The 20,836-nt window shown below is 64.3% G+C and carries 23 protein-coding genes and 1 riboswitch; of the genes, 13 read left to right on the forward strand and 10 right to left on the reverse strand.

From position 1 onward, the window contains the following. Positions 1-38 precede the first annotated feature (38 nt). The 6 genes from LRQ04_RS03425 to purM all read left to right on the forward strand — a co-directional run bounded on the left by LRQ04_RS03425 (position 39) and on the right by purM (position 5,223). Complete coding sequence (locus LRQ04_RS03425; protein ID WP_235517711.1) at positions 39-869, forward strand: phosphatase PAP2 family protein; 831 nt, start codon at positions 39-41, stop codon at positions 867-869. A 154-nt stretch (positions 870-1,023) separates the two neighbouring features. Further along, positions 1,024-1,533, forward strand: coding sequence for a 2-oxo-4-hydroxy-4-carboxy-5-ureidoimidazoline decarboxylase (uraD, locus tag LRQ04_RS03430; protein ID WP_235517713.1), 510 nt, complete (start codon positions 1,024-1,026; stop codon positions 1,531-1,533). After that, on the forward strand, positions 1,530-1,871 hold the full coding sequence (gene uraH, locus LRQ04_RS03435; protein ID WP_017199951.1) for a hydroxyisourate hydrolase: 342 nt from the start codon (positions 1,530-1,532) through the stop codon (positions 1,869-1,871). Before uraD ends, uraH begins: the two co-directional genes overlap by 4 nt. A 92-nt stretch (positions 1,872-1,963) precedes the next feature. Further along, positions 1,964-2,296, forward strand: a complete 333-nt coding sequence (locus LRQ04_RS03440; protein WP_235517714.1) for a hypothetical protein — start codon at positions 1,964-1,966, stop codon at positions 2,294-2,296. Positions 2,297-2,431: 135 nt separating this feature from the next. Next, complete coding sequence (gene purF, locus LRQ04_RS03445; RefSeq protein ID WP_235517716.1) at positions 2,432-4,063, forward strand: amidophosphoribosyltransferase; 1,632 nt, start codon at positions 2,432-2,434, stop codon at positions 4,061-4,063. After that, on the forward strand, positions 4,060-5,223 hold the full coding sequence (gene purM / locus LRQ04_RS03450; protein ID WP_235517717.1) for a phosphoribosylformylglycinamidine cyclo-ligase: 1,164 nt from the start codon (positions 4,060-4,062) through the stop codon (positions 5,221-5,223). Before purF ends, purM begins: the two co-directional genes overlap by 4 nt. 73 nt (positions 5,224-5,296) lie before the next feature. On the opposite strand, the gene LRQ04_RS03455 is transcribed toward purM, so the two are convergent. From LRQ04_RS03455 to LRQ04_RS03465, 3 genes are all read right to left on the reverse strand, one after another. Next, positions 5,297-6,076 (reverse strand): VOC family protein, encoded by a 780-nt coding sequence (locus LRQ04_RS03455; protein WP_235517719.1) that lies wholly within the window; start codon positions 6,074-6,076, stop codon positions 5,297-5,299. Continuing rightward, complete coding sequence (locus LRQ04_RS03460; RefSeq protein WP_235517720.1) at positions 6,073-6,855, reverse strand: VOC family protein; 783 nt, start codon at positions 6,853-6,855, stop codon at positions 6,073-6,075. The genes LRQ04_RS03455 and LRQ04_RS03460 overlap by 4 nt, the downstream gene beginning before the upstream one ends. Before the next feature lie 184 nt (positions 6,856-7,039). Continuing rightward, entirely contained in the window at positions 7,040-7,264 is a 225-nt protein-coding gene (locus tag LRQ04_RS03465) for a DUF3073 domain-containing protein (protein WP_024818182.1), read from the reverse strand. 243 nt (positions 7,265-7,507) lie between these two features. On the opposite strand from LRQ04_RS03465, the gene LRQ04_RS03470 reads away from it, so the two are divergent. Further along, entirely contained in the window at positions 7,508-8,218 is a 711-nt protein-coding gene (locus LRQ04_RS03470) for a septum formation family protein (protein ID WP_235517721.1), read from the forward strand. A 12-nt stretch (positions 8,219-8,230) separates the two neighbouring features. On the opposite strand, the gene clpB is transcribed toward LRQ04_RS03470, so the two are convergent. Then, a complete protein-coding gene (gene clpB / locus LRQ04_RS03475) occupies positions 8,231-10,891 on the reverse strand; it encodes an ATP-dependent chaperone ClpB (protein ID WP_235517722.1) in 2,661 nt (886 codons plus the stop codon). A gap of 147 nt (positions 10,892-11,038) precedes the next feature. Between clpB and LRQ04_RS03480 the strand changes: the two genes are divergently transcribed. Continuing rightward, positions 11,039-11,656 (forward strand): MSMEG_1061 family FMN-dependent PPOX-type flavoprotein, encoded by a 618-nt coding sequence (locus LRQ04_RS03480; protein ID WP_235517724.1) that lies wholly within the window; start codon positions 11,039-11,041, stop codon positions 11,654-11,656. Between the two features lie 4 nt (positions 11,657-11,660). On the opposite strand, the gene LRQ04_RS03485 is transcribed toward LRQ04_RS03480, so the two are convergent. Genes LRQ04_RS03485 through LRQ04_RS03500 form a run of 4 tightly spaced genes read right to left on the reverse strand, consistent with a single transcriptional unit; the run spans position 11,661 to position 14,801 of the window. Then, positions 11,661-12,734, reverse strand: a complete 1,074-nt coding sequence (locus LRQ04_RS03485; RefSeq protein WP_235517726.1) for a sulfate/molybdate ABC transporter ATP-binding protein — start codon at positions 12,732-12,734, stop codon at positions 11,661-11,663. Next, positions 12,731-13,543 (reverse strand): ABC transporter permease, encoded by an 813-nt coding sequence (locus LRQ04_RS03490; RefSeq protein WP_235517727.1) that lies wholly within the window; start codon positions 13,541-13,543, stop codon positions 12,731-12,733. The genes LRQ04_RS03485 and LRQ04_RS03490 overlap by 4 nt, the downstream gene beginning before the upstream one ends. Positions 13,544-13,602: 59 nt before the next feature. After that, on the reverse strand, positions 13,603-14,394 hold the full coding sequence (gene modA / locus LRQ04_RS03495) for a molybdate ABC transporter substrate-binding protein (RefSeq protein WP_235517731.1): 792 nt from the start codon (positions 14,392-14,394) through the stop codon (positions 13,603-13,605). Then, entirely contained in the window at positions 14,391-14,801 is a 411-nt protein-coding gene (locus LRQ04_RS03500; protein ID WP_235517734.1) for a molybdopterin-binding protein, read from the reverse strand. The genes modA and LRQ04_RS03500 overlap by 4 nt, the downstream gene beginning before the upstream one ends. 299 nt (positions 14,802-15,100) lie before the next feature. On the opposite strand from LRQ04_RS03500, the gene LRQ04_RS03505 reads away from it, so the two are divergent. Genes LRQ04_RS03505 through LRQ04_RS03515 form a run of 3 tightly spaced genes read left to right on the forward strand, consistent with a single transcriptional unit; the run spans position 15,101 to position 18,538 of the window. Continuing rightward, entirely contained in the window at positions 15,101-15,970 is an 870-nt protein-coding gene (locus LRQ04_RS03505; protein WP_235517740.1) for a DUF4031 domain-containing protein, read from the forward strand. Then, the gene (locus tag LRQ04_RS03510; protein WP_235517741.1) at positions 15,967-16,731 is read left to right on the forward strand and encodes a 2-phosphosulfolactate phosphatase; all 765 of its coding nucleotides are present in this window, start codon (positions 15,967-15,969) and stop codon (positions 16,729-16,731) included. Before LRQ04_RS03505 ends, LRQ04_RS03510 begins: the two co-directional genes overlap by 4 nt. A gap of 49 nt (positions 16,732-16,780) precedes the next feature. After that, positions 16,781-18,538, forward strand: coding sequence for an exo-alpha-sialidase (locus LRQ04_RS03515; protein WP_235517742.1), 1,758 nt, complete (start codon positions 16,781-16,783; stop codon positions 18,536-18,538). On the opposite strand, the gene LRQ04_RS03520 is transcribed toward LRQ04_RS03515, so the two are convergent. Both LRQ04_RS03520 and LRQ04_RS03525 read right to left on the reverse strand, forming a co-directional pair. Further along, on the reverse strand, positions 18,535-18,936 hold the full coding sequence (locus tag LRQ04_RS03520; protein WP_211713733.1) for a YccF domain-containing protein: 402 nt from the start codon (positions 18,934-18,936) through the stop codon (positions 18,535-18,537). The two genes, LRQ04_RS03515 and LRQ04_RS03520, sit on opposite strands and share 4 nt — an antisense overlap. Positions 18,937-19,073: 137 nt before the next feature. Next, positions 19,074-19,670, reverse strand: a complete 597-nt coding sequence (locus LRQ04_RS03525) for a phosphoribosylanthranilate isomerase (RefSeq protein WP_235517743.1) — start codon at positions 19,668-19,670, stop codon at positions 19,074-19,076. Between the two features lie 97 nt (positions 19,671-19,767). Here LRQ04_RS03525 and LRQ04_RS03530 point away from each other — a divergent pair, with 97 nt between their 5' ends. Further along, positions 19,768-20,388 carry a HutD family protein gene (locus LRQ04_RS03530; protein ID WP_235517745.1) on the forward strand — a complete coding sequence of 207 codons (621 nt, stop codon included), beginning with the start codon at positions 19,768-19,770 and terminating at the stop codon, positions 20,386-20,388. A 56-nt stretch (positions 20,389-20,444) separates the two neighbouring features. After that, positions 20,445-20,509, forward strand: a riboswitch (guanidine-III (ykkC-III) riboswitch). 10 nt (positions 20,510-20,519) lie between these two features. Then, a complete protein-coding gene (locus LRQ04_RS03535) occupies positions 20,520-20,834 on the forward strand; it encodes a multidrug efflux SMR transporter (protein ID WP_235517746.1) in 315 nt (104 codons plus the stop codon). Positions 20,835-20,836: the final 2 nt, after the last annotated feature.

Consider the following 20,836-nt stretch of genomic DNA (forward strand, 5'->3'; position numbering starts at 1 on the left):
CTCACCAATGCGGAGGCCGCCACGGAAAGGGGACAAGAGTGACGACTGAAGGGCAGAAGCAACCGGAAGCCGGCGTCCAGGGCGAAGTAAGCCAGGACCGCTTCGTTGCCGGACAGGACCTGACGCGCTGGAAATCCCCGATCGGGCGCACCTTGGCCAGGGGCGCCGAGTGGATCACCAGGCTCCTCGGCCCCTATGCAGCGCTCATCATCACGCTGGTCGTGGGCCTTGCGGTGGCATTGTCGTTGGCCCTGGTTTTCGGCGAGGTCTATGAATCGGTCACAGAAGCCAATGGCGTTGCAGGCCTGGACCATCCAGCACTTGATGCAGCCAAGACGGTCCGTTCCCCCGCCTTGGATGTTGCGATCACTGCTTACACAAACATCGGTGGCACTGTGGGAATGCCCATCATTGCCGTGGTGATCATGATTTTCCTGGCCGTGCGCAGGAAGTCCTGGACACCGGTCATCCTTATGCTTGCCGCCGGGCTCGGCTCACTGCTCATCACCGTCCTCGGCAAGCCGCTCTTTGGCCGCACCCGACCGGACCTCGCCGACGCCATCCCGCCATACGAGCACTCGCCCTCATTTCCCAGCGGACACTCCCTGAACTCCCTGGTGATCGCGGGAATCGTCGCGTACCTGGTCATCCTGAGGGTCAAGACCCTGCGCGCGCGGGTCATCACCGTGGCGGTGGCGGCGGCGTTTGCCATCACCATGGGCCTGAGCCGCGTCTACCTTGGCCATCACTGGCTGACCGATGTCCTGGCGGCCTGGGCCATTGGCATCTCGTGGCTGGCGCTGGTCATCACGGCCCATCGCCTCTATCTGACCGTGCGCACGAGACGCCACACCGCGGTAGTCTCTTGACACCAGAGTGATCTCTCGGCTTAACTAAATTACGTATGCTGAAATAACAGTTCCATGATGCGGAAGCAGAAGTACTGTGCTTCCTCCTGCTGAACAGCAGGGGTTCCGCATAGCCCACACCATGGATGCCAGCATTTGCCTGAGGATGACAAGCATGGAGCTTGCAGTATTCAACAGCCTTGAGCGGGACGAGGCCATCAAGACCCTGACGCCCTGCCTGGATATCAGCCGCTGGGTCGAAACAATCGTCGACGCCCGCCCCTTCGCCAATGTGGACGATTTATTGGCCCACGCCAACAAAGCTGCCCACCCCTTCACTCCGGCCGAGGTGGAGTCCGCCATGGCCCACCACCCCCGGATCGGCGAACGCCCCAAGGCACAAACCACCGAGGCCGCAATGTCGCGTTCGGAGCAAGCCGGAGTTGACCCCGGCGACAACCAGACAACAGCGGCCCTGGCCGAGGGGAACCGTGCCTACGAGGAAAAGTTCGGCAGGGTTTTCCTGATCCGCGCCGCAGGCCGCAGCGCTGAGGAAATCCTCGCCACGCTGCAGGAACGCATTACCCACACACCCGAAGAAGAAGACACAATCGTGGCCGGCCAGCTGCGGGAGATCGCACTGTTGCGCCTCTCCGGACTGGTCAGCGAAGGAGTCAACGCATGAGCGTTTCGCAGGTAACAACCCACATCCTCGACACCGGTTCGGGTCGCCCGGCGGCGGGTGTCGCCGTCGTACTTTACGTCCGCGAAGGCGACGACTGGACCTTGGTGGCGAAGGGCGAAACGGACGCCGACGGCCGCATCAAGACCCTCGGCCCCGAGCGGATTCCCGGCGGTGCCTACCGGCTGAACTTCGCCACGGGCGCCTACTACGAAGGCCTCGGCACGGAGACGTTCTTCCCCGAAGTGGACCTGAACTTCACAGTTTCCGACGCCGGCGAGCACTACCACGTGCCCCTGCTGCTGAGCCCGTTCGCGTTCTCTACGTACCGCGGCAGCTAACCCACCCCCGCCGAGTTGCCAGTTAATGCCAATGTTCCCCCGGAACATTGGCATTAACTGTCGTATCGGCGGGGAACGGTAGGCTTTAACACATGGCTTCAAAGGACACCACCCCCAACTCCGCCCGCCGCGAAATCACGGTTCGGCGGGCACCCAAGTTCGTACCCTTCATGATTCTGGGCGCGGTGGTGGGCGCAATCGTGGCCGCGATCATCGCCTACGGCCGCCCGGCGGACCCCGCCTTCGACGCCAGCACCGTCTTTGGTTTCTTCCTGATCGTCTGCGCCGGCGGCGGCGTGATCGTGTTCTCGATCCTCGCCCTGGTCCTGGACCGCGTGAGCGTCAAGCGCTCGCAGCGCGCCGTGGTGGAAGCCGTTCCGGATTCGGTTCCGGATGAAGGCCCGGAGCACGACGACGTCCGCTAAGTCGGGCGATTAAGCCCGCCTTTCGCCGGGGAAGCCTTGTGAGACGCATCGCATTTTTCCCGTAACGGCCCTGTTCCCGGGGTCACATAGGCTGCGGGGGAACCTACCACGGCCACAACATGAGACAATCGACCAGTGGCACGTGGCGACGGAAAACTTTCTCATGATCTTCTCCCTGGCGAAAAGGGCCCCCAGGACGCTTGTGGCGTCTTCGGGGTTTGGGCTCCCGGTGAAGAAGTAGCAAAACTCACCTATTACGGGCTGTATGCGCTGCAGCACCGCGGACAAGAATCGGCTGGTATTGCTACCAGTGACGGCAAGCGCATCAATGTCTATAAAGACATGGGCCTTGTGTCCCAGGTCTTCGACGAGACAACCCTGAACACCCTGACCGGGCACCTGGCCGTTGGCCACTGCCGATACTCCACCACCGGTGCAAGCCACTGGGCCAACGCGCAGCCAACCCTGGGTGCGACCGCAACCGGCACGGTTGCACTGGCCCACAACGGCAACCTGACCAACACGGCTGAACTCCGGGAAATGATCCTTGAGCGCAACGATGGCCAGCTGACCGGTGAAATGAAGCAGGGAAACACCTCTGACACCGCACTGGTGACCGCACTCCTTGAGGGCGAAGAAGGCAAGACCCTGGAGCAGACCGCACTGGAGCTGCTGCCCAAGATCAAGGGTGGCTTCTGCTTCGTCTTCATGGACGAGGGAACGCTCTACGCAGCCCGCGACACGTACGGCATCCGCCCGCTGTGCCTGGGCCGCCTGGACCGTGGCTGGGTGGTCGCTTCCGAGCAGGCCGGCCTTGCCACCGTTGGTGCGAGCTTCATCCGCGAGATCGAACCCGGCGAATTCATTGCCATCGACGAGGACGGCGTCCGTTCGCAGCGCTTCGCTGAGGCTACCCCCGCCGGCTGCGTCTTCGAATACGTCTACCTTGCCCGCCCGGACGCTGCCATTGCCGGCCGCTCCGTGTACGAGGCCCGTGTTGAGATGGGCCGCCAGTTGGCCCGCGAAAACACGCACGAGGCCGATCTGGTCATCCCCGTTCCGGAATCGGGTACCCCTGCGGCTGTTGGTTACGCCGAACAGTCGGGCATCCCGTTCGCTCACGGCTTCGTCAAGAACGCCTACGTTGGCCGTACCTTTATCCAGCCCTCGCAGACCCTGCGCCAGCTGGGTATCCGCCTGAAGCTCAACGCCTTGGAATCGGTGATCCGTGGCAAGCGCATTGTGGTGGTGGACGACTCGATCGTCCGCGGCAACACGCAGCGCGCAATCGTCCGGATGCTCCGCGAAGCCGGCGCTGCAGCGGTGCACGTGAAGATCTCCTCCCCGCCGGTTCAGTGGCCCTGCTTCTACGGCATCGACTTCGCGTCCCGCGCGGAGCTGATCGCCAACGGCGCAACCATCGAGGAGATTTCCCAGGCCATCGGCGCTGACTCGCTGGCCTACATCTCCGAGGATGGCATGATCGGCGCCACCCAGCAGCCGCGCGAACGCCTGTGCACGGCCTGCTTTACGGGCAAGTACCCGATTGAGCTGCCACATGCGGACAAGCTGGGCAAGAACCTGCTGGAGCGCACGGACCTGGGCGGGCTGGAACCGGCCGCTGAGTCCGAGTCCGTGGACGACTCCGAGGATCCGGCCGAGAAGCCCGGTGCCACAGGCTGCGATCCGGGACCCGACGCCGAATTCGAAAACCTCCTTACCGACGCTGATCGTTTGACCGACGCCGACAAGAAAGAGTCTGTATGACCTCCGCAACCCCCGCCGCTGACAGCGCCCAGAATGCAAACGCCATCACTTACGCTTCTGCAGGTGTCGACGTCGAAGCGGGAGACCGCGCCGTCGAACTCATGAAGGACGCCGTCAAGGCGACCCACAACAACTCGGTGATTGGCGGCGTCGGCGGTTTCGCTGGCCTGTACGACGTCTCGAAGCTGCTGACCTACAAGAAGCCGCTGCTCGCCACGTCCACTGACGGCGTGGGCACCAAGGTGGCAATCGCCCAGGCCATGGACATCCACGACACCATCGGTTTCGACCTGGTGGGCATGGTGGTGGACGACATCGTGGTGGTTGGCGCTGAGCCGCTGTACATGACCGATTACATCGCCTGCGGCAAGGTTGTCCCGGAGCGCATCGCCGACATCGTGCGCGGTATCGCTGCTGCGTGTTCTGTTGCCGGCACCGCCCTTGTGGGCGGCGAAACCGCTGAGCACCCTGGCCTCCTTGGTGAGCACGAGTACGACGTCGCCGGTGCCGCTACCGGTGTTGTGGAAGCCGATGCCCTGCTTGGCCCAGACCGTGTCCGCGCCGGCGACGTCGTGATCGGCATGGCATCCTCCGGCCTGCACTCCAACGGCTACTCCTTGGTCCGCCGCGTCATCAACCACGCTGGTTGGGCATTGGACCGCCAGGTTTCCGAGCTCGGCCGTACGCTGGGCGAGGAGCTCCTTGAGCCGACCCGCGTCTACGCAGCCGACTGCCTGGACCTCGCACGCACCTTCCCGCTCACGGGTGGCGCCGCCGTTCACGGCTTCAGCCACGTGACCGGTGGCGGCCTGGCCGCCAACCTGGCCCGCGTCCTCCCGCAGGGCCTGGTTGCCACGGTTGACCGCAACACCTGGGAACTGCCTGCCATCTTCAAGCTGGTTTCCGAGCTCGGCAACGTTCCCCTGGCCGACCTGGAGCGCACCCTGAACCTCGGCGTGGGCATGATCGCCATCGTGTCCCCCGAAGTTGCCGACGCTGCCGTCGGCCGCCTCAATGACCGCGGACTGCCGTCGTGGGTCATGGGTACGGTTTCGGCTGACTCTGAGTTGACCTCATTCGACAAGACCGGCCCTGACTACGTCCAGGGTGCCAAGGGTGTCGACGGCGGCGCTGTCCGTTTGGTGAACGCGTACGCCTAGAGCGCATCTGAAAAGAGCGGCCCTGCAGTTTCGAACTGCAGGGCCGCTCTTTTGTTGTTCGCCAGCTTCCCAACTAGCGTGAAGAGACCTGGATCAGGCTCAGGACGCCACCCTGGGGGTCCTGAATGGTGGCCAGGGATCCGGTCTCGGGGGTCTCCTCGGGCTCCACCAGCACCACTCCCCCGGCAGCTACCGCAGAGTCAACGGCCCGGCGCACGTCCGCGACACCGAAATAGATCTGCCAGGCGGCGTCCTCGCCTTCGTCGGCGGGAACGACGCCGGCCACCTCGTCACCGTTGACCATCAGCGTGCTGTAGCTGCCGCCGTCGTCCTGCGGGTATTCGGTGACCTCATGCCCGAAAAGCTGCTGGAAGAACCCGACGGCGGCCTGCGGCTCAGGCGTCAGCAGCTCGGCCCAAGCCAACGCACCAGGCTCGTTGAAGAGGTGGCTGCCGATGTGCGTGCCAGCCTGCCAGGCCCCGGTGGTTCCGCCGCCAGGGGGTTCGATGAACGCCAACACCCCGGTGTCCGCCACGGCCTCGGGCCCGAACTGCAGCTTCCCGCCGGCATGAACGGCGTCTTCCCCGATTTCTTCGGTGTCCGTGGCCGCAATGTAGATGTTCCACTGGCTGTGGTTCCCTGCGGCTTCCTGGAGGGGGTTCTGCGGGGCGATGACGGCCACGAGATGCTCCCCGATGAAGGCCTGGGAGTAGCTGCGGCCGTCCGGGGTGGGCAGGTCCTGATAGCTCCAGCCGAAAAGGTGCTGGTAGAACTCCTTTGCTGCGGCCACGTCCCTGGCCTGCAGGTCGGCCCAGCACGGCTCACCGTTGGTGTAATGCTTCCGGACGGTCATGCTGTAACTCCTGTCATGATGCTGAACGCTGCCCCTGCCGGGTCCATGAGCACCGCCATGCGACCTATGCCCGGCACGTCGAAAGCAGGGGCGATGACGTGGCTGCCGAATTCCACGGCCATATCCACACCGGCATCCACGTTAGCCACGGCAAAGTACGTCATCCAAAACGGCGAGAGGCCCTCGATGGGGAGTGTGAGCGCGCCGGCGATCCGCTTTCCGTCCACCAACAGTGATGTGTATTCCTGCAGGTCCCCTGCCGGCTCTGTCCGGCTGTCGCATCCGGTCACGGCCTTATAGAAGGCCACTGCCTTGGGGACGTCGTTGGTTTGAAGCTCGTTCCAAATCATGGTGCCAGGCTCGTTCACAAGACCTGAACCGGGATGGTTCAGGGCCTCCCAAAAACCGATCTGGGCTCCGGTGGGGTCTGTGGCGAAGAACATGCGGCCGCTGCCGTTGGGAACCGATTCGGGTGGCGAAAGCAACGATCCTCCGGCGGCCTCCACGCCCCGGGCAGCAGCGTCCGCTGAATCCACGGCAAGGTAATTCGCCCAGTACGACGGCATCCCTTGCGGCGCGTCCGGCGACTGCTGCATCAGGCCGGCAACGTATCGCCCGCGAAGCTTCGCCATGTAGTACGTCATACCGTCCCCGGCGTCGCGCGCCTCCAGCTCCCAGCCAAAGAGGTCGCTGTAGAACTTTGTGGACACGTCGATGTCATTGGAGGACAGGTCCACCCAACACGGTGTCCCCTGCTTATAGCTATCGACCTCCGGCATGGTTCTCCCTTTCGATGCACCCGAGCTCAAGACTACGCAGAAAAGGGCCCCCGGGGTACGCCAAAGAACGGCGTGCCCTGGGGGCCCTTTTCAAAAGATTTACGGCATCCGAAGATGCGCGTTGACCTTGATGTACGACGGCGGTCCGCAACTCAGTGCCAAAGGCACCTGTTGGTCACGACAGCTATCCGATACGGCGGGTGTCTACCTCGTCGTCATCGTCTTCCGCGTACTTGTCCTCGTAGGCCGAATAGTCCGGCTCCGGGGGATCTTCGGGGAAGTGGCTCTTTACACGACTGGACGGACCCGTGAGCTCCCGCTCAAGTGCCGAATAGTCAGTGTTCGGGGAGTAGTACTTGATGTCCCGAGCCTGCTTGGTAGCTTTTGCCTTTTGACGGCCGCGCCCCATGGCGTGACCCCCTTTTGTACTTGGACCGGAGGTGGTCACCTTGGCTATCGGTGAGGCCCCGGAATGTTTGGTCAATTTGTCGTATGTCTAGATTACATGCTTTCGGAGGTGCCTGCGTGCCAACACAACGCGGCGGCACAGCCAACCACAAGCAAAACCAAGGCTGGACACCTCCAACAAGGGTGAAAATTCGGTAGAGTCTGCCTCAATGCGACCCCAGAGCAGGAAGGCACTCACCGGAATATGAGCCAGGACAACACCCCACCACGTGACGGTTCACCACGCGAACAGGGCGAGGACGCCGTGGACCCTGCGCCCACCGCACCCTCAGGGCTCCCTCCTGCACCGTGGGCCCCGCCGACGGACGGCCAGCAGCCCAGCTACCCCAGCGCATATCCGGGGCAGCAACCGAATGGGTCCGAAGAGTGGCAGCCCGAGCAGCATGGGGACCCGGTCAAGCGGCAGCGGCTGGTCATCGGCGGGATCGTCCTGGGTGTCCTTGTGCTTATCGGCGTGGTGATCTGGGTACTGCTCAACCTGCTTGGCACCCGCCCGGAAGCGGCAACAACCACCCCCAGCGCTACAGCAACACCTGGCCCCCTCCCCCGTGATACCGAGGCCAAGGATTTCCAAGTGGGTGACTGCTTTGCCGACTTCGATCCCAATGCGTCCAAGGCGCGAGCCGTGGCGTGTGATACTGAGCACTCAGCCCAACTTGGCGCTGTTTTCACTTACACCGGAGACGAGTCGTTCCCCGGGACCAATGCGTTGCGTGACAAGGGCCGCGAAGTGTGCCGGACAGTGAAGCTCAACGCCGCGGCCGACAACTACGTCCTCCTTCAGCAGAACGTCTACCCCAGCACCACCAGCTGGGACCGTGGCGACCGCCGCGTTGATTGCTTCATCGTGGTGGATTCCGGCAATACCATCAAGGAAAACCTCCTCGGGAAGTAGCTGCCGGCTTCCTTACTTCCTGCGGACCGTAAGCCCGGAACCCACCGGCATTCCGCCGTCGTCCCCTGCCATGGCTTCGAGCCCCTCAATGGTGAGCTCGTCCAGGTCCGCGGCAGTGTCTACCAGCACGGTGTCACCATCGCTGATCTCCCCTGCAAGGATCTCCTTGGCGAGCCGGTCTCCGATCTCGCGCTGGACCAGCCTGCGGAGGGGCCGCGCGCCATACGCGGGATCGTAGCCGGACATGGCCAGCCACGCACGTGCTCCGTCGGTGACCTCCAGGCTCAGGCGGCGATCACGGAGCCGCTTGCCCAACTCTGCCACATGCAGCTCAACGATCCGGGCCAGTTCCTCAACGGAGAGGGGCTCGAACAGGACGATTTCATCCAGCCGGTTCAGGAACTCTGGCTTGAAGGATGCCTGCACCACGGCCATGACGGCTTCCCGCTTGGCCCGTACGTCCAAGGACCGGTCCACCAGGAACTGGCTTCCGGAGTTGGACGTCAGCACCAGGATGGTGTTGCGGAAGTCCACGGTGCGGCCCTGGCCGTCGGTGAGGCGGCCGTCGTCGAGCACCTGCAAAAGGATGTCGAAGACTTCCGGATGGGCCTTCTCCACTTCGTCCAGCAGCACCACCGAGTAGGGGCGGCGGCGAACAGCCTCGGTCAGCTGGCCGCCTTCCTCGTAGCCCACGTATCCCGGAGGGGCACCGACCAGGCGGGCGACGGCGTGCTTCTCGCTGTACTCGGACATGTCGATCCGGATCATGGCGCGCTCATCATCAAAGAGGAAGTCTGCCAGCGCTTTGGCCAACTCCGTCTTACCGACGCCCGTCGGGCCCAGGAACAGGAATGAACCCGTAGGCCGGTTGGGATCGCTAATGCCTGCGCGGGCCCGGCGGACGGCGTCAGACACGGCCTGCACCGCCTTGCTTTGGCCGATCAGGCGCTTCCCGAGTTCCTCTTCCATGTGGAGGAGCTTCTGCGATTCGCCCTGAAGCATGCGCCCCGCCGGGATGCCCGTCCACGCGGAGATGACCTCGGCGATGTCGTCCGCGGTCACCTCCTCGGCCACCATGAGTTCCGGCTTGTTGTCGGCACTGGTGCGGGCTTCTTCTTCGGCCGCGGCACTCAGCTCCCGTTCCAGTGCGGGCAGCTCGCCGTAGAGGATGCGCGACGCCGATTCCAGGTCGCCTTCGCGCTGCGACTTGTCCGCGGCGGAACGCAACTCGTCGATCTTGGCTTTGAGGTCACCAACGCGGTTCAGGCCCGCTTTCTCGGCCTCCCAGCGAGCATTGAGGGCGCTGAGCTCCTCTTTCTTATCGGCCATGTCGGCACGCAGCGCAGCCAACCGCTCCACCGAGGCCGGGTCGGTCTCCTTCTGGAGCGCCAGTTCCTCCATGGTCAAACGGTCGACGGCGCGGCGGAGCTGGTCGATCTCTTCCGGCGCGGAATCGATCTCCATGCGGAGCCGGGACGCGGCCTCGTCCACAAGGTCGATTGCCTTGTCCGGCAGTTGCCTGCCTGAGATGTAACGGTTGGACAGGGTGGCCGCAGCCACGAGTGCGGAGTCGGCAATGGCTACCTTGTGGTGCGCCTCGTAGCGTTCCTTCAAGCCACGAAGAATGCCGATGGTGTCCTCGACACTGGGCTCACCGACGTAGACCTGCTGGAAGCGGCGTTCCAAGGCCGGGTCCTTTTCGATGTTCTCGCGGTATTCGTCCAGGGTGGTGGCACCAATCAGGCGCAGTTCCCCACGGGCAAGCATGGGCTTGAGCATGTTGCCGGCGTCCATGGCACTCTCGCCGGTGGCCCCGGCACCTACGACTGTGTGGATTTCGTCGATGAACGTGACGATCTGGCCGTTGGAGTTCTTGATTTCCTCAAGGACAGCCTTCAGCCGCTCCTCGAACTCGCCACGGTACTTGGCCCCGGCCACCATGGAAGCGAGGTCCAGTGCGATCAGGGTCTTACCGCGCAGGCTTTCCGGGACGTCACCGGCCACCATGCGTTGGGCCAGGCCCTCCACGACCGCCGTCTTACCGACACCGGGCTCGCCGATCAGCACCGGGTTGTTCTTGGTGCGGCGGCTCAGGACCTGGATGACGCGGCGAATCTCGCTGTCGCGCCCAATGACCGGATCAAGCTTGCCGGACCGGGCCACTGCCGTGAGGTCGGTACCGAACTTCTCCAGGGCCTGGAACGTGTTTTCCGGGTCCGGCGAGTTGACGTTCCTATCGCCACGGACACCCGGCAAGGCGGCAAGCAGCGCCTCATGGGAGGCACCGGCGTCGCGCAGTAATTTCCCGACGGCGTCACTTCCGGCCGAGAGCCCCAGCAGCAAGTGCTCGGTGGACACAAAGGAGTCGCCGAGTTTGTCGGCCTCGCCTTGGGCGGCCTGGATGGCCTGCATGGACTGGCGGGAGAGTTGCGCCTGCTGGACCGAACTGCCCGAGGACGACGGCAGCGCCTTGATGGCAGAGCTTGCCTGGACGCTGACGGCATCCGGGTCCGCACCCGTGGCACGCAGGAGCGCCACTGCGACGCCTTCGCGCTGGTCCATGAGTGCTTTGAGCAAGTGTGCGGGCTCGAGCTGCGGATTGCCCGCGGTTGAGGCGTTCATGGCGGCCGCAGAAAGGGCCTCCTGGCTTTTGGTAGTGAATTTGACGTCCAAAGAGTGCACCCTTTCTGGTGAGACCGATTCTTTCAAGTTGAGTCTACTACGCTCAACTTTGAAATATGGGGCCCTGTGTTCCATGTTTGCCCACGGCGAAACCAGTGTCCAGAGCCTTCGGGTTGGGGAGGCACTTAGGCTGGGGGCATGGACACTATCTCCAGCGCGGAGGAACTCGAAGAACTCATTGGACGCCCCTTGGATCGCGTACGGAAGAAGGTGCGACGGCAGCTCAGCGCTTTCGACCGGCAATGGCTCGCCGCCAGCCCCTTCTGCGTGATCTCCACTACCGACGCCCAGGGCCGTGTGGATGCCTCACCCAAGGGTGACCCTGCCGGCTTCATCCACGTGCTGGACGACAACACCATCGCCATCCCCGAACGGCCCGGCAACAAGCTCGCCTTCGGCTTCCACAACATCCTGGAGAACCCGAACGTCGGCATTCTGTCTGTCGTCCCGGGGCGCACCGACACCTTGCGGATCAACGGGACCGCGCGCATCGTCAGCGACGCAGACTTCTTTGAACACATGGTGGTCAAGGGACACCGCCCACGTGCCGCCGTCGTGGTGACAGTGGAGGAAGTCTTTACGCACTGCGGCAAGGCGTTCATGCGCAGCGGACTCTGGCAGCCTGAAACCTGGGAGAGCGGGGATTTGCCGAGCATTGCGGTGCTCGCGAAGACCTACACCCAACCCGAGGCCCCACTGGAGGAACTGGAGTCCTACTACGGGCCGTCCTATGCCGAGGGAATGTACCGGGACTGACCCATCATGCCGGGTAGACCGACACCAACGCGGACTTAACGACGAACCGCACGTCCATTCCGGGCACCAGGCCCAGGTCCGCCGACGCCGCGGGCGTGATATCGGCGGACAAGGCTTGGGCCAACGCGCCCGCACAGGCCCGGACGCGGATCTGGTCTCCGTGAGGCTCAAGGTCCGTGACGGTGACGGGGAACGCGTTGCGCGGACTCCCGTGGACGTCGCCCAAAAAGACGGAAACGCTCGACGGCGGGAAGGCCGCCACGCCAGCCTGGCCGGGTACAGGTGACCAGTCGGGATCGTGCTGGCCGGCGAAAACCCGGCCATCCGGCGTCGTGATTCCATCCTTGGTGATGATCCCGGAAACGAGGTTGAGCCCCGCGAGGCCAGCCGCGAATTGGCTTCGTGGGCGTTCCAGGACTTGGCGCGTGGGCCCTTCTTCGGCGATGCAGCCCTGCTCCACCACGATCACCCTGTCGGCGAGCATGTAAGCGTCCAGGACGTCGTGCGTGACGATAATGGCCTTCCTATCCTTCAACACCCGTTTGAGCACGCGGCGGAGCAACGGTGCCGCATGGATGTCCAACGCCGCCATGGGTTCGTCGAGCAAGAGGAGTGCGGGCTCGGCAGCCAACGCACGGGCCACGGCGATGCGCTGCGCTTGCCCGCCGGACAGTTGGGCGGGTTTTCGATGGGCAAGTGGCAGCGCGTCCACCTCCGTCAACCAGTGGCGGGCCGCTTCCCGCGCGGCCGCTGTGGATGCTCCGGCACTGCGGGGACCGAAAGCCACGTTGTCCAGCGCGTTCAGGTGCGGGAAAAGCAGCGCCTCCTGGGCAAGCAAGGCAGTCCCGCGCTGGTGCGGTGGGCTCCAATGGTGGGAGCCGCCGTCGAGGTTGAACAGTTCTTTATCGCCGATCCGTGCGGCGCCGGAATCGGGCCGCAGCAGCCCCGCGACCACTCCCAACAGAGTGGACTTGCCCGCCCCGTTGGGACCAAGGATGGCCACGGTTTCGCCATCGCGGAGGCTCAGGGACATGTCGAAATTCCTGGCGCGGAGACTGGCCTGCAGCTCGAAGCTCATGGCTGGACCGCCACAGGTGCACTGCTCCGGCGGGCACCATAGCTGAGCCCCACCACGGCGCCCGCCACAGCCACCAGGACCAAGGACAGCGCGACGGCGGCATCGGCGTCGGTTTCCCGTTGCAGGTAGATTTCCAGCGGTAGCGTCCGGGTGACCCCTTCAAGGCTCCCAGCGAAGGTCAGCGTGGCCCCAAATTCACCCAGGCTCCGCGCGAACGACAAGACAGCCCCGGAGGCCAGCCCCGGCAGGACCAGGGGAAGGGTGACCCTCCGGAGAACCGTGGTGGGCCGGGCACCGAGTGTCGCAGCAACGGCTTCATACCTGTTTCCGGCCGATCGCAGGGCACCTTCCAGACTGACCACCAGGAACGGCAAAGCTACGAACGTTTGGGCCAGCACCACCGCGGTAGTGGAAAACGCAATCTGGATACCGGCCACTTCCAGCGACTTCCCCAGCAAGCCTTGGCGCCCGAACGTGTACAGGAGCGCTATGCCTCCGACGACGGGTGGCAGGACCAGCGGCAACAGCACAAAGGAGCGGAGGAGCCTTTGTCCGGGGAAGTCGCCACGGGCCAGCACCAAGGCCAACGGGACACCGAGCACGACGCAGAGGACGGTGCTCGCCGCCGAGGTCCGCAAGCTCAGCCCCAGTGCGGCCAACGACGAATCGGACGTGATGAGCGGAATGAACTGCGGCCAGTTCACTTTGGCCACCATCGCGAGCAGCGGAAGGACCACCAGCAGACCGCCCACAGCTGCGACGGCAAAGATCCAGCGCGGGATGCCTTGGTAGCCGGTGGCGGTCTTCATGGTCTCCTCAAAGTGGTGCGGCTCGGTGCTTAAGGGCGCGGTGCTTAAAGGCTCGGTGCTTAGGGCGCACCGAATCCGGCGTTGCCCAGTACCTTCTTACCCGCCTCGCTGGTCACCGAGCCGATAAATGCTGCGGCCAGTTCCTTGTTCTGGCTGGAGCTTACCGTGGCTATGGGATAGGTATTGACCGCCTTGTCCGACTCCGGGAAGGCGATGCCCTTGACCTTGTCTCCGGCGCCCTTGACGTCCGTGACGTAGACCAGGCCCGCGTCGGCCTCGCCGGAGGTGACCTTGCCGAGCACATCGGTGACCGAGGATTCCTCGCTGACCGGATTCAGTGTGACTCCCGCAGCCTTCTCCACGGTGTCCGTTGCCGCGCCGCAGGGAACCTGGCTGGCACACCTCACAACCTTTACGCCGGGCTTGGCAAGGTCGGCAAATGAAGAGATCGACGCCGGGTTGCTGGGTGGGACGGCGATCTCCAGGACGTTTGTTGCGAAGTTGGTTGCGGTACCGTCCAGCAGCTTGGCATCGGCAAGCTTGGCCATGTTCTTGGTATCGGCCGAAGCGAACACGTCCGCTGGTGCACCCTGGGTGATCTGGGTGACCAGGTCCGATGAGCCGGCGAAGCTCAGCGTCACCTTGGTCCCGGGGTTCCTGGCTTCGAAGTCCTTGGCCAGCTGGGTGAAGGTGGACTTGAGGGAAGCCGCAGCGAAGACGGTCACTGTTCCGCTCAGCTGGGACGCGCTGCTGCTGCCCGATGGAGTGGTTGCGGGGGCCGTTGTGCCGCAGGCCCCAAGGGCGGCGGCTGATGCCACAGCGATGGCCGCGGCCACGATGCGTGTCCTCATATGATGCTCTTTCCCTGCGGAGTTTCGATAATGACGGTGGTGGCCTTAACCACGGCGGTGGCCACGGATCCCAGTTCCAGGCCGAGTTCCCGGACGGCCTCGCTGCTCATGAGCGACACCACCCGGAAAGGCCCGCATTGCAGCTCAACCTGGGCCATGACCTTGTCCATGGTGATCCCCGTAACCAGGCCGACGAAGCGGTTCCGTGCCGAACTTCCCGAGCGGGAGGGGTCGTCCGGGAGATGGGACTGGTCCCTGGCAAGCGTGGCGAGCTCAAGCCCGTCCACAGCAAGGCGGCCCGCTCCGTCCTTCTGCGGTGTCAACGTTCCATTCTCGGTCCAACGCCTCACGGTGTCGTCACTGACTCCGAGGAAGCGGGCGGCCTCGGAAATTCGTATTTGCGGCATGGTGACAGTGTACTTCCGCAGATACGGTTCAGATCCCCAGATTGTTCCGCAAACCAAATATGACGCATGGCCGCCCCCACACCTCGAAGGCGGCAGGCCGCCGTCGAACTCTGGCCCATCGGCGCTCCTCAGCCGTACCCTGTTCTTGGGGAGCCTGAGCCCGCCAACGGTCCACCGCGCTCCTTCCCAGTTGCCGTGAATAGCACGGGCACTGACGCCCGTTTTCCGGGACGGCAAGCACGGCGGTAGACGTCCTGATGGCCGGCAACTGGGAAGGATCGTTTCGGTACACTTTGGCCATGGCCATCTACGTCGATCCGCCTCTTTGGCCGGCTCATGGGACCGTTTTCTCGCACCTCGTTTCAGACAAATCGCTGACTGAGCTCCACGCGTTCGCGGCCGCTGCTGGGGTTCCGGAGCGGGCCTTCGACGGCGACCACTACGACGTTCCCGAACGCCGTTACGAGGACCTCGTCGCAGCCGGCGCCATCCCCGTGGAAGCACGGATCCTGGTCCGCAAACTCATCGCCAGCGGGCTCCGCATCCCGGCCCGCGAGCGCAGCAAGGCGCTGACCGTGCCACTGATGGAGCGTTGGAACAGCATTTACCCCGGCCATGAAAGCCTGGGACTGGAACTGCTGGAGCGTTGGGGAGAGGACGGCCGGAAGTACCACAGCCGCACCCACCTGCTAGCGGTGCTCGAAGCCTTGGACACCCTCACAGAGCCGGCCCTCCCGGCCCGAACGGTATCCTTAGCGGCCTGGTTCCATGATGCCGTCTATGAGGGCGTGGCTGGCCAGGACGAGGAAGAATCCGCTCTCCTTGCCGAGGCCCGACTGTCCGCGGAAGGCTTGGCTCCCGACGACGTAGCTGAAGTTGCGCGGCTTGTCCGGCTCACCTCCACGCACGACCCCCAACCCTGTGACCACGCCGGCGCCCTGCTCTGCGATGCCGATCTCTCCGTGCTCGGCGGCGACGAATCATCTTACGCGCGCTACCTGGCCGCCGTCCGTGAAGACTACGCGCACGTCAGCGACGAGGACTTCGCGAAGGGGCGCGCCGCCGTCGTACGCCACCTCCTGGGCCTGGATCCGCTGTTCCACGGCGAACGCGCCAAGGCGCTGTGGCTTGAAGCCGCCCGTCGGAACCTCGCCGGCGAACTGGCGTGAACAGCGTGTTGAGCGAACCCGGAGCGCCGCAACGCCAACTGCCCTACGCGGTGCGGTTCGAATGGGGCCTCGACGGCGCCCGATCAGTTGTTCCCGGAGCTGACCTCGCGGTGGTGGTTGACGTTCTGTCTTTCACCACGTGCGTCAGTGTCGCCGTGGACCGCGGAGCCCTGGTCTTCCCGTACCCTCATCGGGACGTGGGGGCCAGCGAGTTCGCCACCCGCAACGGGGCCGCGTTGGCGGGCGCGCGGGGCTCGGAAGGCCTCAGTTTGTCCCCCGCAAGCCTTCTCTCTGCCCACCTGCTGGACCGCGTGGTGCTGCCCTCACCCAATGGTTCGGCGATCAGCCATGAGCTCGCGGCCTCGGCCCGGCAGGTGGTGGCGGTGTCGCTTCGCAACGCCGCCGCTACAGCCGACTGGGTTCACTCCACCCTGCCCGAGGGTGCAGTCATCGCCGTTATCGCAGCCGGTGAGAAGTGGCCCCACGGGGCGCTGCGGCCAGCGTTGGAAGACCAGCTCGGGGCCGGCGCGTTCATTGCTGGACTCGCAGCGGCCGGGCGGCACAACTTTTCCCCGGAGGCGGCAGCGGCAGCGGCGGCTTTCGACGCCGCTGAACCGCAGCTTGCGGCTGTATTGCGCGGGTGTTCCAGCGGGAGGGAGCTCATGGATGCCGGCTACGCGGACGACGTCGAAATTGCCGCCGCGCTGGACGCCAGCTCTACTGTGGCCCTCCTGCGGGACGGGGCTTTCCAAGCCGTTTAGTCGAGCCGCCTGGACTGGCCCCCTAGACTAGGCCCTTAGACTAGGAGGTATGACCTCCTACCTCCAATCGTCACAGGGCCGTCCTCCGCTCGCGGAACCGTCGGTGGAGCACGTCCTGGCTGTCCGCGGGGTGGGCGGATACCGCCAGTACCGCATCCCGGCACTTGCAGTGAGCACGCGGGGAACCGTGTTGGCCGCTTACGACGGCCGCCCAAATCTGGACGACCTGCCCAACCCCATAGACCTCCTCCTGCGCCGCAGTGACGACAACGGGAACACCTGGGGCCCTCAGCAAGTGGTCCGCACAGGATCTGGGCTCCAGGGTTTCGGTGACCCCAGTTTGCTGGTCGACGCAGAGACAGGCCGCATTTTCATGTTCCACGCGGCCGGAACGCACGCGGGATTCTTTGAAGCCGTCCTTGGCATGGAGCCGGACGACGACGTCCAGCATGCCGATCTCAGCTACTCAGACGACGACGGCGACACCTGGCAGCACCGTCGGCTCACCGCCCAGCTCAAAACAGGCCGGATCACCGGGCTGTTCGCTGCCGCAGGACAGGGCATCCAGATCCATACCGGCCCCTACAAGGGACGACTGGTCCAGCAGTTCGTCGTGCTGGTGGACGGCGCCATCATGGCCGCCTCGGCGTTCAGTGACGATCACGGTGAAAACTGGGCCCTGGGAGAGCTGATCGGCCCTGGCGATTCAGGCATAGGACCCAACGAAAACAAGGTTGTCTGCCTCGACGACGGCCGACTGCTCCTGCACTCGCGGGCAACCCCCCACCGCTTGTCTTCGTTTTCGAAGGACGGCGGGGTTTCCTGGACCCCGCTCCAGCCCATCCCGGATATGCCGGACCCGAGCGACAACGGATCTGTTGCCCGCTTTGACGGACTTCCGTCTGTGGTTTCCGTGCCAGGCACCTCGCAGCCGGACACCACGCGTTGGCTGCTGGCCAGCAACAACCAGGATCCGCATCTTCGCCGGAACACTGTCCTGGGCCTCTCGCCGGATAACGGCGCCACATGGCCCGCCAAGCTCATCGTGTGCCCCGGAAGCTCGGCGTACTCGACCGTCACCCGGTTACCCGACGGAAATATCGGGGTTCTCTACGAGCGGCAAGGGTACCGGGAGATTGTTTTTGCTTCGATTCCGGCCGGGCAACTGACGCAGCAGTTGAATGGCCAGTTGGGGCCGGTTTTGGGGACTGCGGAGGCGTCCGCGTCGGAGGCGTCTGCGTCGGAGGTGTCCACCGCTGGGGAGTCCGCGGCCGAATCCGGCGGCTTGGCCTTTCACATGGAACTGCGCTCCATCACTCCCGGCCGTCCCGCAGTCTGGCAGAATGCCGGGGATTTCCACGTGGTTCCTTCCAATAATGACGGCCAGTGGGACGTCCAAACGTGGAAGGAAATCGGCCAGGGCTACATGGACCAGGACCAGGTTTTGGGCACACGCGAAGCCCAGGACCTCAACTACGGCGACATCATCCCCGGATACAAGGCCGGGGACATCCTGGCCTTCACCGGACGTGTCCGCAACGTCGGCACTCAGGCGGCGACCGGCGTCGTACTTCTTGGACCGCACGGCAACGCCGAGGATTTCCCACCCACGAACCTGCCGCCAGGCGGCCATATCCTGTACTTCACGCCGACGTACACCATCACCGATTCAGACCTGCTGCGGGAGTCGCTGGACCTCGTCTTCGCCGTAGAGGCCGACGGCGGGTCCGGACCTTCGGCAGGCCCGGTGCGTTTGGACCGGACGTTCAGTTTCGATCTGCGCACCGGTGCCGTGAAGGCGTCCTAGCGGTAGGTGCTGACGAACGGCTGGTTGGTGGGCACGATCTGCTTGCCCAGCGGCATCAGCGAAACCGGAATCAGCTTCAGGTTGGCAATCGCCAGGGGTATTCCGATGATGGTGATCGCCATGGCGAAAGCTGTCAGCACGTGGCCGATGGCAATCCAGATACCGGCAACCAGCAGCCAGATGACGTTTCCGAGGAGCGCGAAAACCCCTGCTCCGCCGGGCTTCTCGACCACCATCTGACCGAAAGGCCAAAGGCAGTAGGCGCCGATCCGGAACGAGGCGATGCCCCACGGTATGGTCACGATGAGCACGCAACAGATGATGCCGGCGGCGAAGTATCCCAGTGCAAGCCAGAACCCACCGAAGACAAGCCAGATGACGTTAAGGATCGTTTTCATAGTCTTCATTCTCCCCTCTGGGTCAGACAAAACGCCTAGGGGTCTGCCCTGAATCTTCCCTGACTTGTGGTGCAGCCCGATACCGGGTCGGGATGTGAGGGAGGGTTGGCCTGAAGCGGCCGGGATGTGAGTGAGCGTCAGGCTTTGGCGGCTTCGACGAACGCGCGGATCTTCGCGAGATCCTTCACGCCACGCGATGCCTCGACACCCGAGGACACGTCCACACCCCATGCTCCGGCCGCCGTGGCAGCGAAGGCCACGTTTCCGGGTTCGAGGCCTCCTGCGAGCAGCCAGTCCCTGCCGTCAAGCCCCTTCTCCTGCACGGACGCGTAATCCCAGGCCTCCCCGGACCCCGGAACTGCGGCATCGACCAGGAACAGGTCCTCGCCCAGATCAGCGAACTCGTCCGGGCCGGCACCCATGGTGACGGCCCTGATCAGCCGCATTCCGGCGTCGTGCACTGTTTTGACGTCGTCGGCAGTCCGGCGACCGTGCAACTGAACCCAGTGAAGCCCGGCAGCGCGTGCGGTTTCCACGGCATCGGCGGCGGACTCGTGGCGGAACACTCCGACGGCCTTGACCGAGGAAGGAACCAACGGCAGCAGGACGCGGACCTGGTCCGGGCTGACTTCGCGGGGACTCGAGGTCAGGACGAAACCAACCGCGTCCGCTCCGGCATCCACGGCTTCGCGCACAGACTCGGGCGTGCTCAGGCCGCACACTTTGACGAACATTCCCGCGCCTCCAGCCATTTTCGCAACGTTTTCCACATATGACGTTAGCAAGCCGGATCGTCAACGAAGAAGCGCTGTCCACCACTAGGCTGGTCGAATGGAGATCATCCGCTTTGCCGACATCCGTCCTGAACCGTGGCGCAACGGAGGCGGGGTGACGCGCGAACTCGCCAGCCATCCGAAGGCCGCTTCGGCACAGGACGGCGCATGGGATTGGCGCGTCAGCATCGCCGATGTCGCAAAAGCCGGCGAGTTCTCCACTTTTCCGGGCATGGAGCGCGTCATCACCATCATCGACGGCGAACTGCTGCTCCTCACGGTCGATGGCTCCGAGCACCCGTTGGAGAAGTACCGGCCATTCCGCTTCTCCGGCGAGGCTGCCTCCGCGGCGACGCTTCCCACTGGCGACATCCGGGACCTCAACGTCATTGCACGGACCGAGGCTTTCAAGGGCTACACGTCCATTGTCGAGATTTCCAAGAAGCGCGCACATCCTGTCTTCGAGGGCCAGTTGGCTGTCCTGTTGGAGGGAAAGGCGACCGTTGCTCCCGGTGCGGCGGCTGAGGAAGAGTCCGACGGCGATTCCTCGGCAACCAGCGCCGGCGAACCTGTCGAGTTGTCCCGCTACGACACCGTCGTGGGCTCGGACTCACGCAGCCCGGAGATCTCCGGCCGGGGTTTCGTGGCAGTGATCTCGATCGACCACGTAGAACCGTAACTGGTGACCTTAACCACCGGAAGTGGCCACCCAGTGCGGGAGTTGCTAGCCTGAAATGAAGGTTCCGCTCTGGGACCTCCGGACGACGGCTCAGTACCCGGCACGCGACAAGACTGGCCAAAGGAAATGTCATGTCGTGGTTAATTCTCATTCTCTCCGGTGCGCTTGAGGCCGTCTGGGCCGCAGCACTCCACCGTTCCAAGGGCTTCCGTAGACCCGTCCCCACCGTGGTGTTCCTCGTGTCTGTGATTGCCAGCATGGCCGGACTCGCGATCGCCATGCAGTCCATTCCCACGGGCACCGCCTACGCGGTGTGGGTTGGTGTTGGCGTGGTACTGACAGCGACGTACGCCATGGTCACCAAGGTAGAACGCGCGACGACGGCCCGGCTGCTCCTGCTCGCTGGCATCGGCGCGTGCGTGGTGGGCCTGAAGGTGGTGGCATAGCC

The organism is Paenarthrobacter sp. AR 02 (assembly GCF_021538675.1).
Taxonomy (GTDB): Bacteria; Actinomycetota; Actinomycetes; order Actinomycetales; family Micrococcaceae; genus Arthrobacter.

Bases quoted from the DNA above. Each gene is read 5' to 3' on its own strand.
- LRQ04_RS03465 (WP_024818182.1), bottom strand. From the start codon at position 7,264: ATGGGGCGCGGCCGTCAAAAGGCAAAAGCTACCAAGCAGGCTCGGGAC.
- LRQ04_RS03490 (WP_235517727.1), bottom strand. From the start codon at position 13,543: ATGAAGACCGCCACCGGCTACCAAGGCATCCCGCGCTGGATCTTTGCC.
- LRQ04_RS03460 (WP_235517720.1), bottom strand. From the start codon at position 6,855: ATGCCGGAGGTCGATAGCTATAAGCAGGGGACACCGTGTTGGGTGGAC.
- LRQ04_RS03455 (WP_235517719.1), bottom strand. From the start codon at position 6,076: ATGACCGTCCGGAAGCATTACACCAACGGTGAGCCGTGCTGGGCCGAC.
- LRQ04_RS03480 (WP_235517724.1), top strand. From the start codon at position 11,039: ATGGACACTATCTCCAGCGCGGAGGAACTCGAAGAACTCATTGGACGC.
- LRQ04_RS03535 (WP_235517746.1), top strand. From the start codon at position 20,520: ATGTCGTGGTTAATTCTCATTCTCTCCGGTGCGCTTGAGGCCGTCTGG.
- LRQ04_RS03440 (WP_235517714.1), top strand. From the start codon at position 1,964: ATGGCTTCAAAGGACACCACCCCCAACTCCGCCCGCCGCGAAATCACG.
- LRQ04_RS03525 (WP_235517743.1), bottom strand. From the start codon at position 19,670: ATGTTCGTCAAAGTGTGCGGCCTGAGCACGCCCGAGTCTGTGCGCGAA.
- LRQ04_RS03515 (WP_235517742.1), top strand. From the start codon at position 16,781: ATGACCTCCTACCTCCAATCGTCACAGGGCCGTCCTCCGCTCGCGGAA.
- uraH (WP_017199951.1), top strand. From the start codon at position 1,530: ATGAGCGTTTCGCAGGTAACAACCCACATCCTCGACACCGGTTCGGGT.
- uraD (WP_235517713.1), top strand. From the start codon at position 1,024: ATGGAGCTTGCAGTATTCAACAGCCTTGAGCGGGACGAGGCCATCAAG.
- purM (WP_235517717.1), top strand. From the start codon at position 4,060: ATGACCTCCGCAACCCCCGCCGCTGACAGCGCCCAGAATGCAAACGCC.
- LRQ04_RS03470 (WP_235517721.1), top strand. From the start codon at position 7,508: ATGAGCCAGGACAACACCCCACCACGTGACGGTTCACCACGCGAACAG.
- LRQ04_RS03505 (WP_235517740.1), top strand. From the start codon at position 15,101: ATGGCCATCTACGTCGATCCGCCTCTTTGGCCGGCTCATGGGACCGTT.
- modA (WP_235517731.1), bottom strand. From the start codon at position 14,394: ATGAGGACACGCATCGTGGCCGCGGCCATCGCTGTGGCATCAGCCGCC.
- LRQ04_RS03520 (WP_211713733.1), bottom strand. From the start codon at position 18,936: ATGAAAACGATCCTTAACGTCATCTGGCTTGTCTTCGGTGGGTTCTGG.
- LRQ04_RS03530 (WP_235517745.1), top strand. From the start codon at position 19,768: ATGGAGATCATCCGCTTTGCCGACATCCGTCCTGAACCGTGGCGCAAC.
- LRQ04_RS03500 (WP_235517734.1), bottom strand. From the start codon at position 14,801: ATGCCGCAAATACGAATTTCCGAGGCCGCCCGCTTCCTCGGAGTCAGT.
- LRQ04_RS03485 (WP_235517726.1), bottom strand. From the start codon at position 12,734: ATGAGCTTCGAGCTGCAGGCCAGTCTCCGCGCCAGGAATTTCGACATG.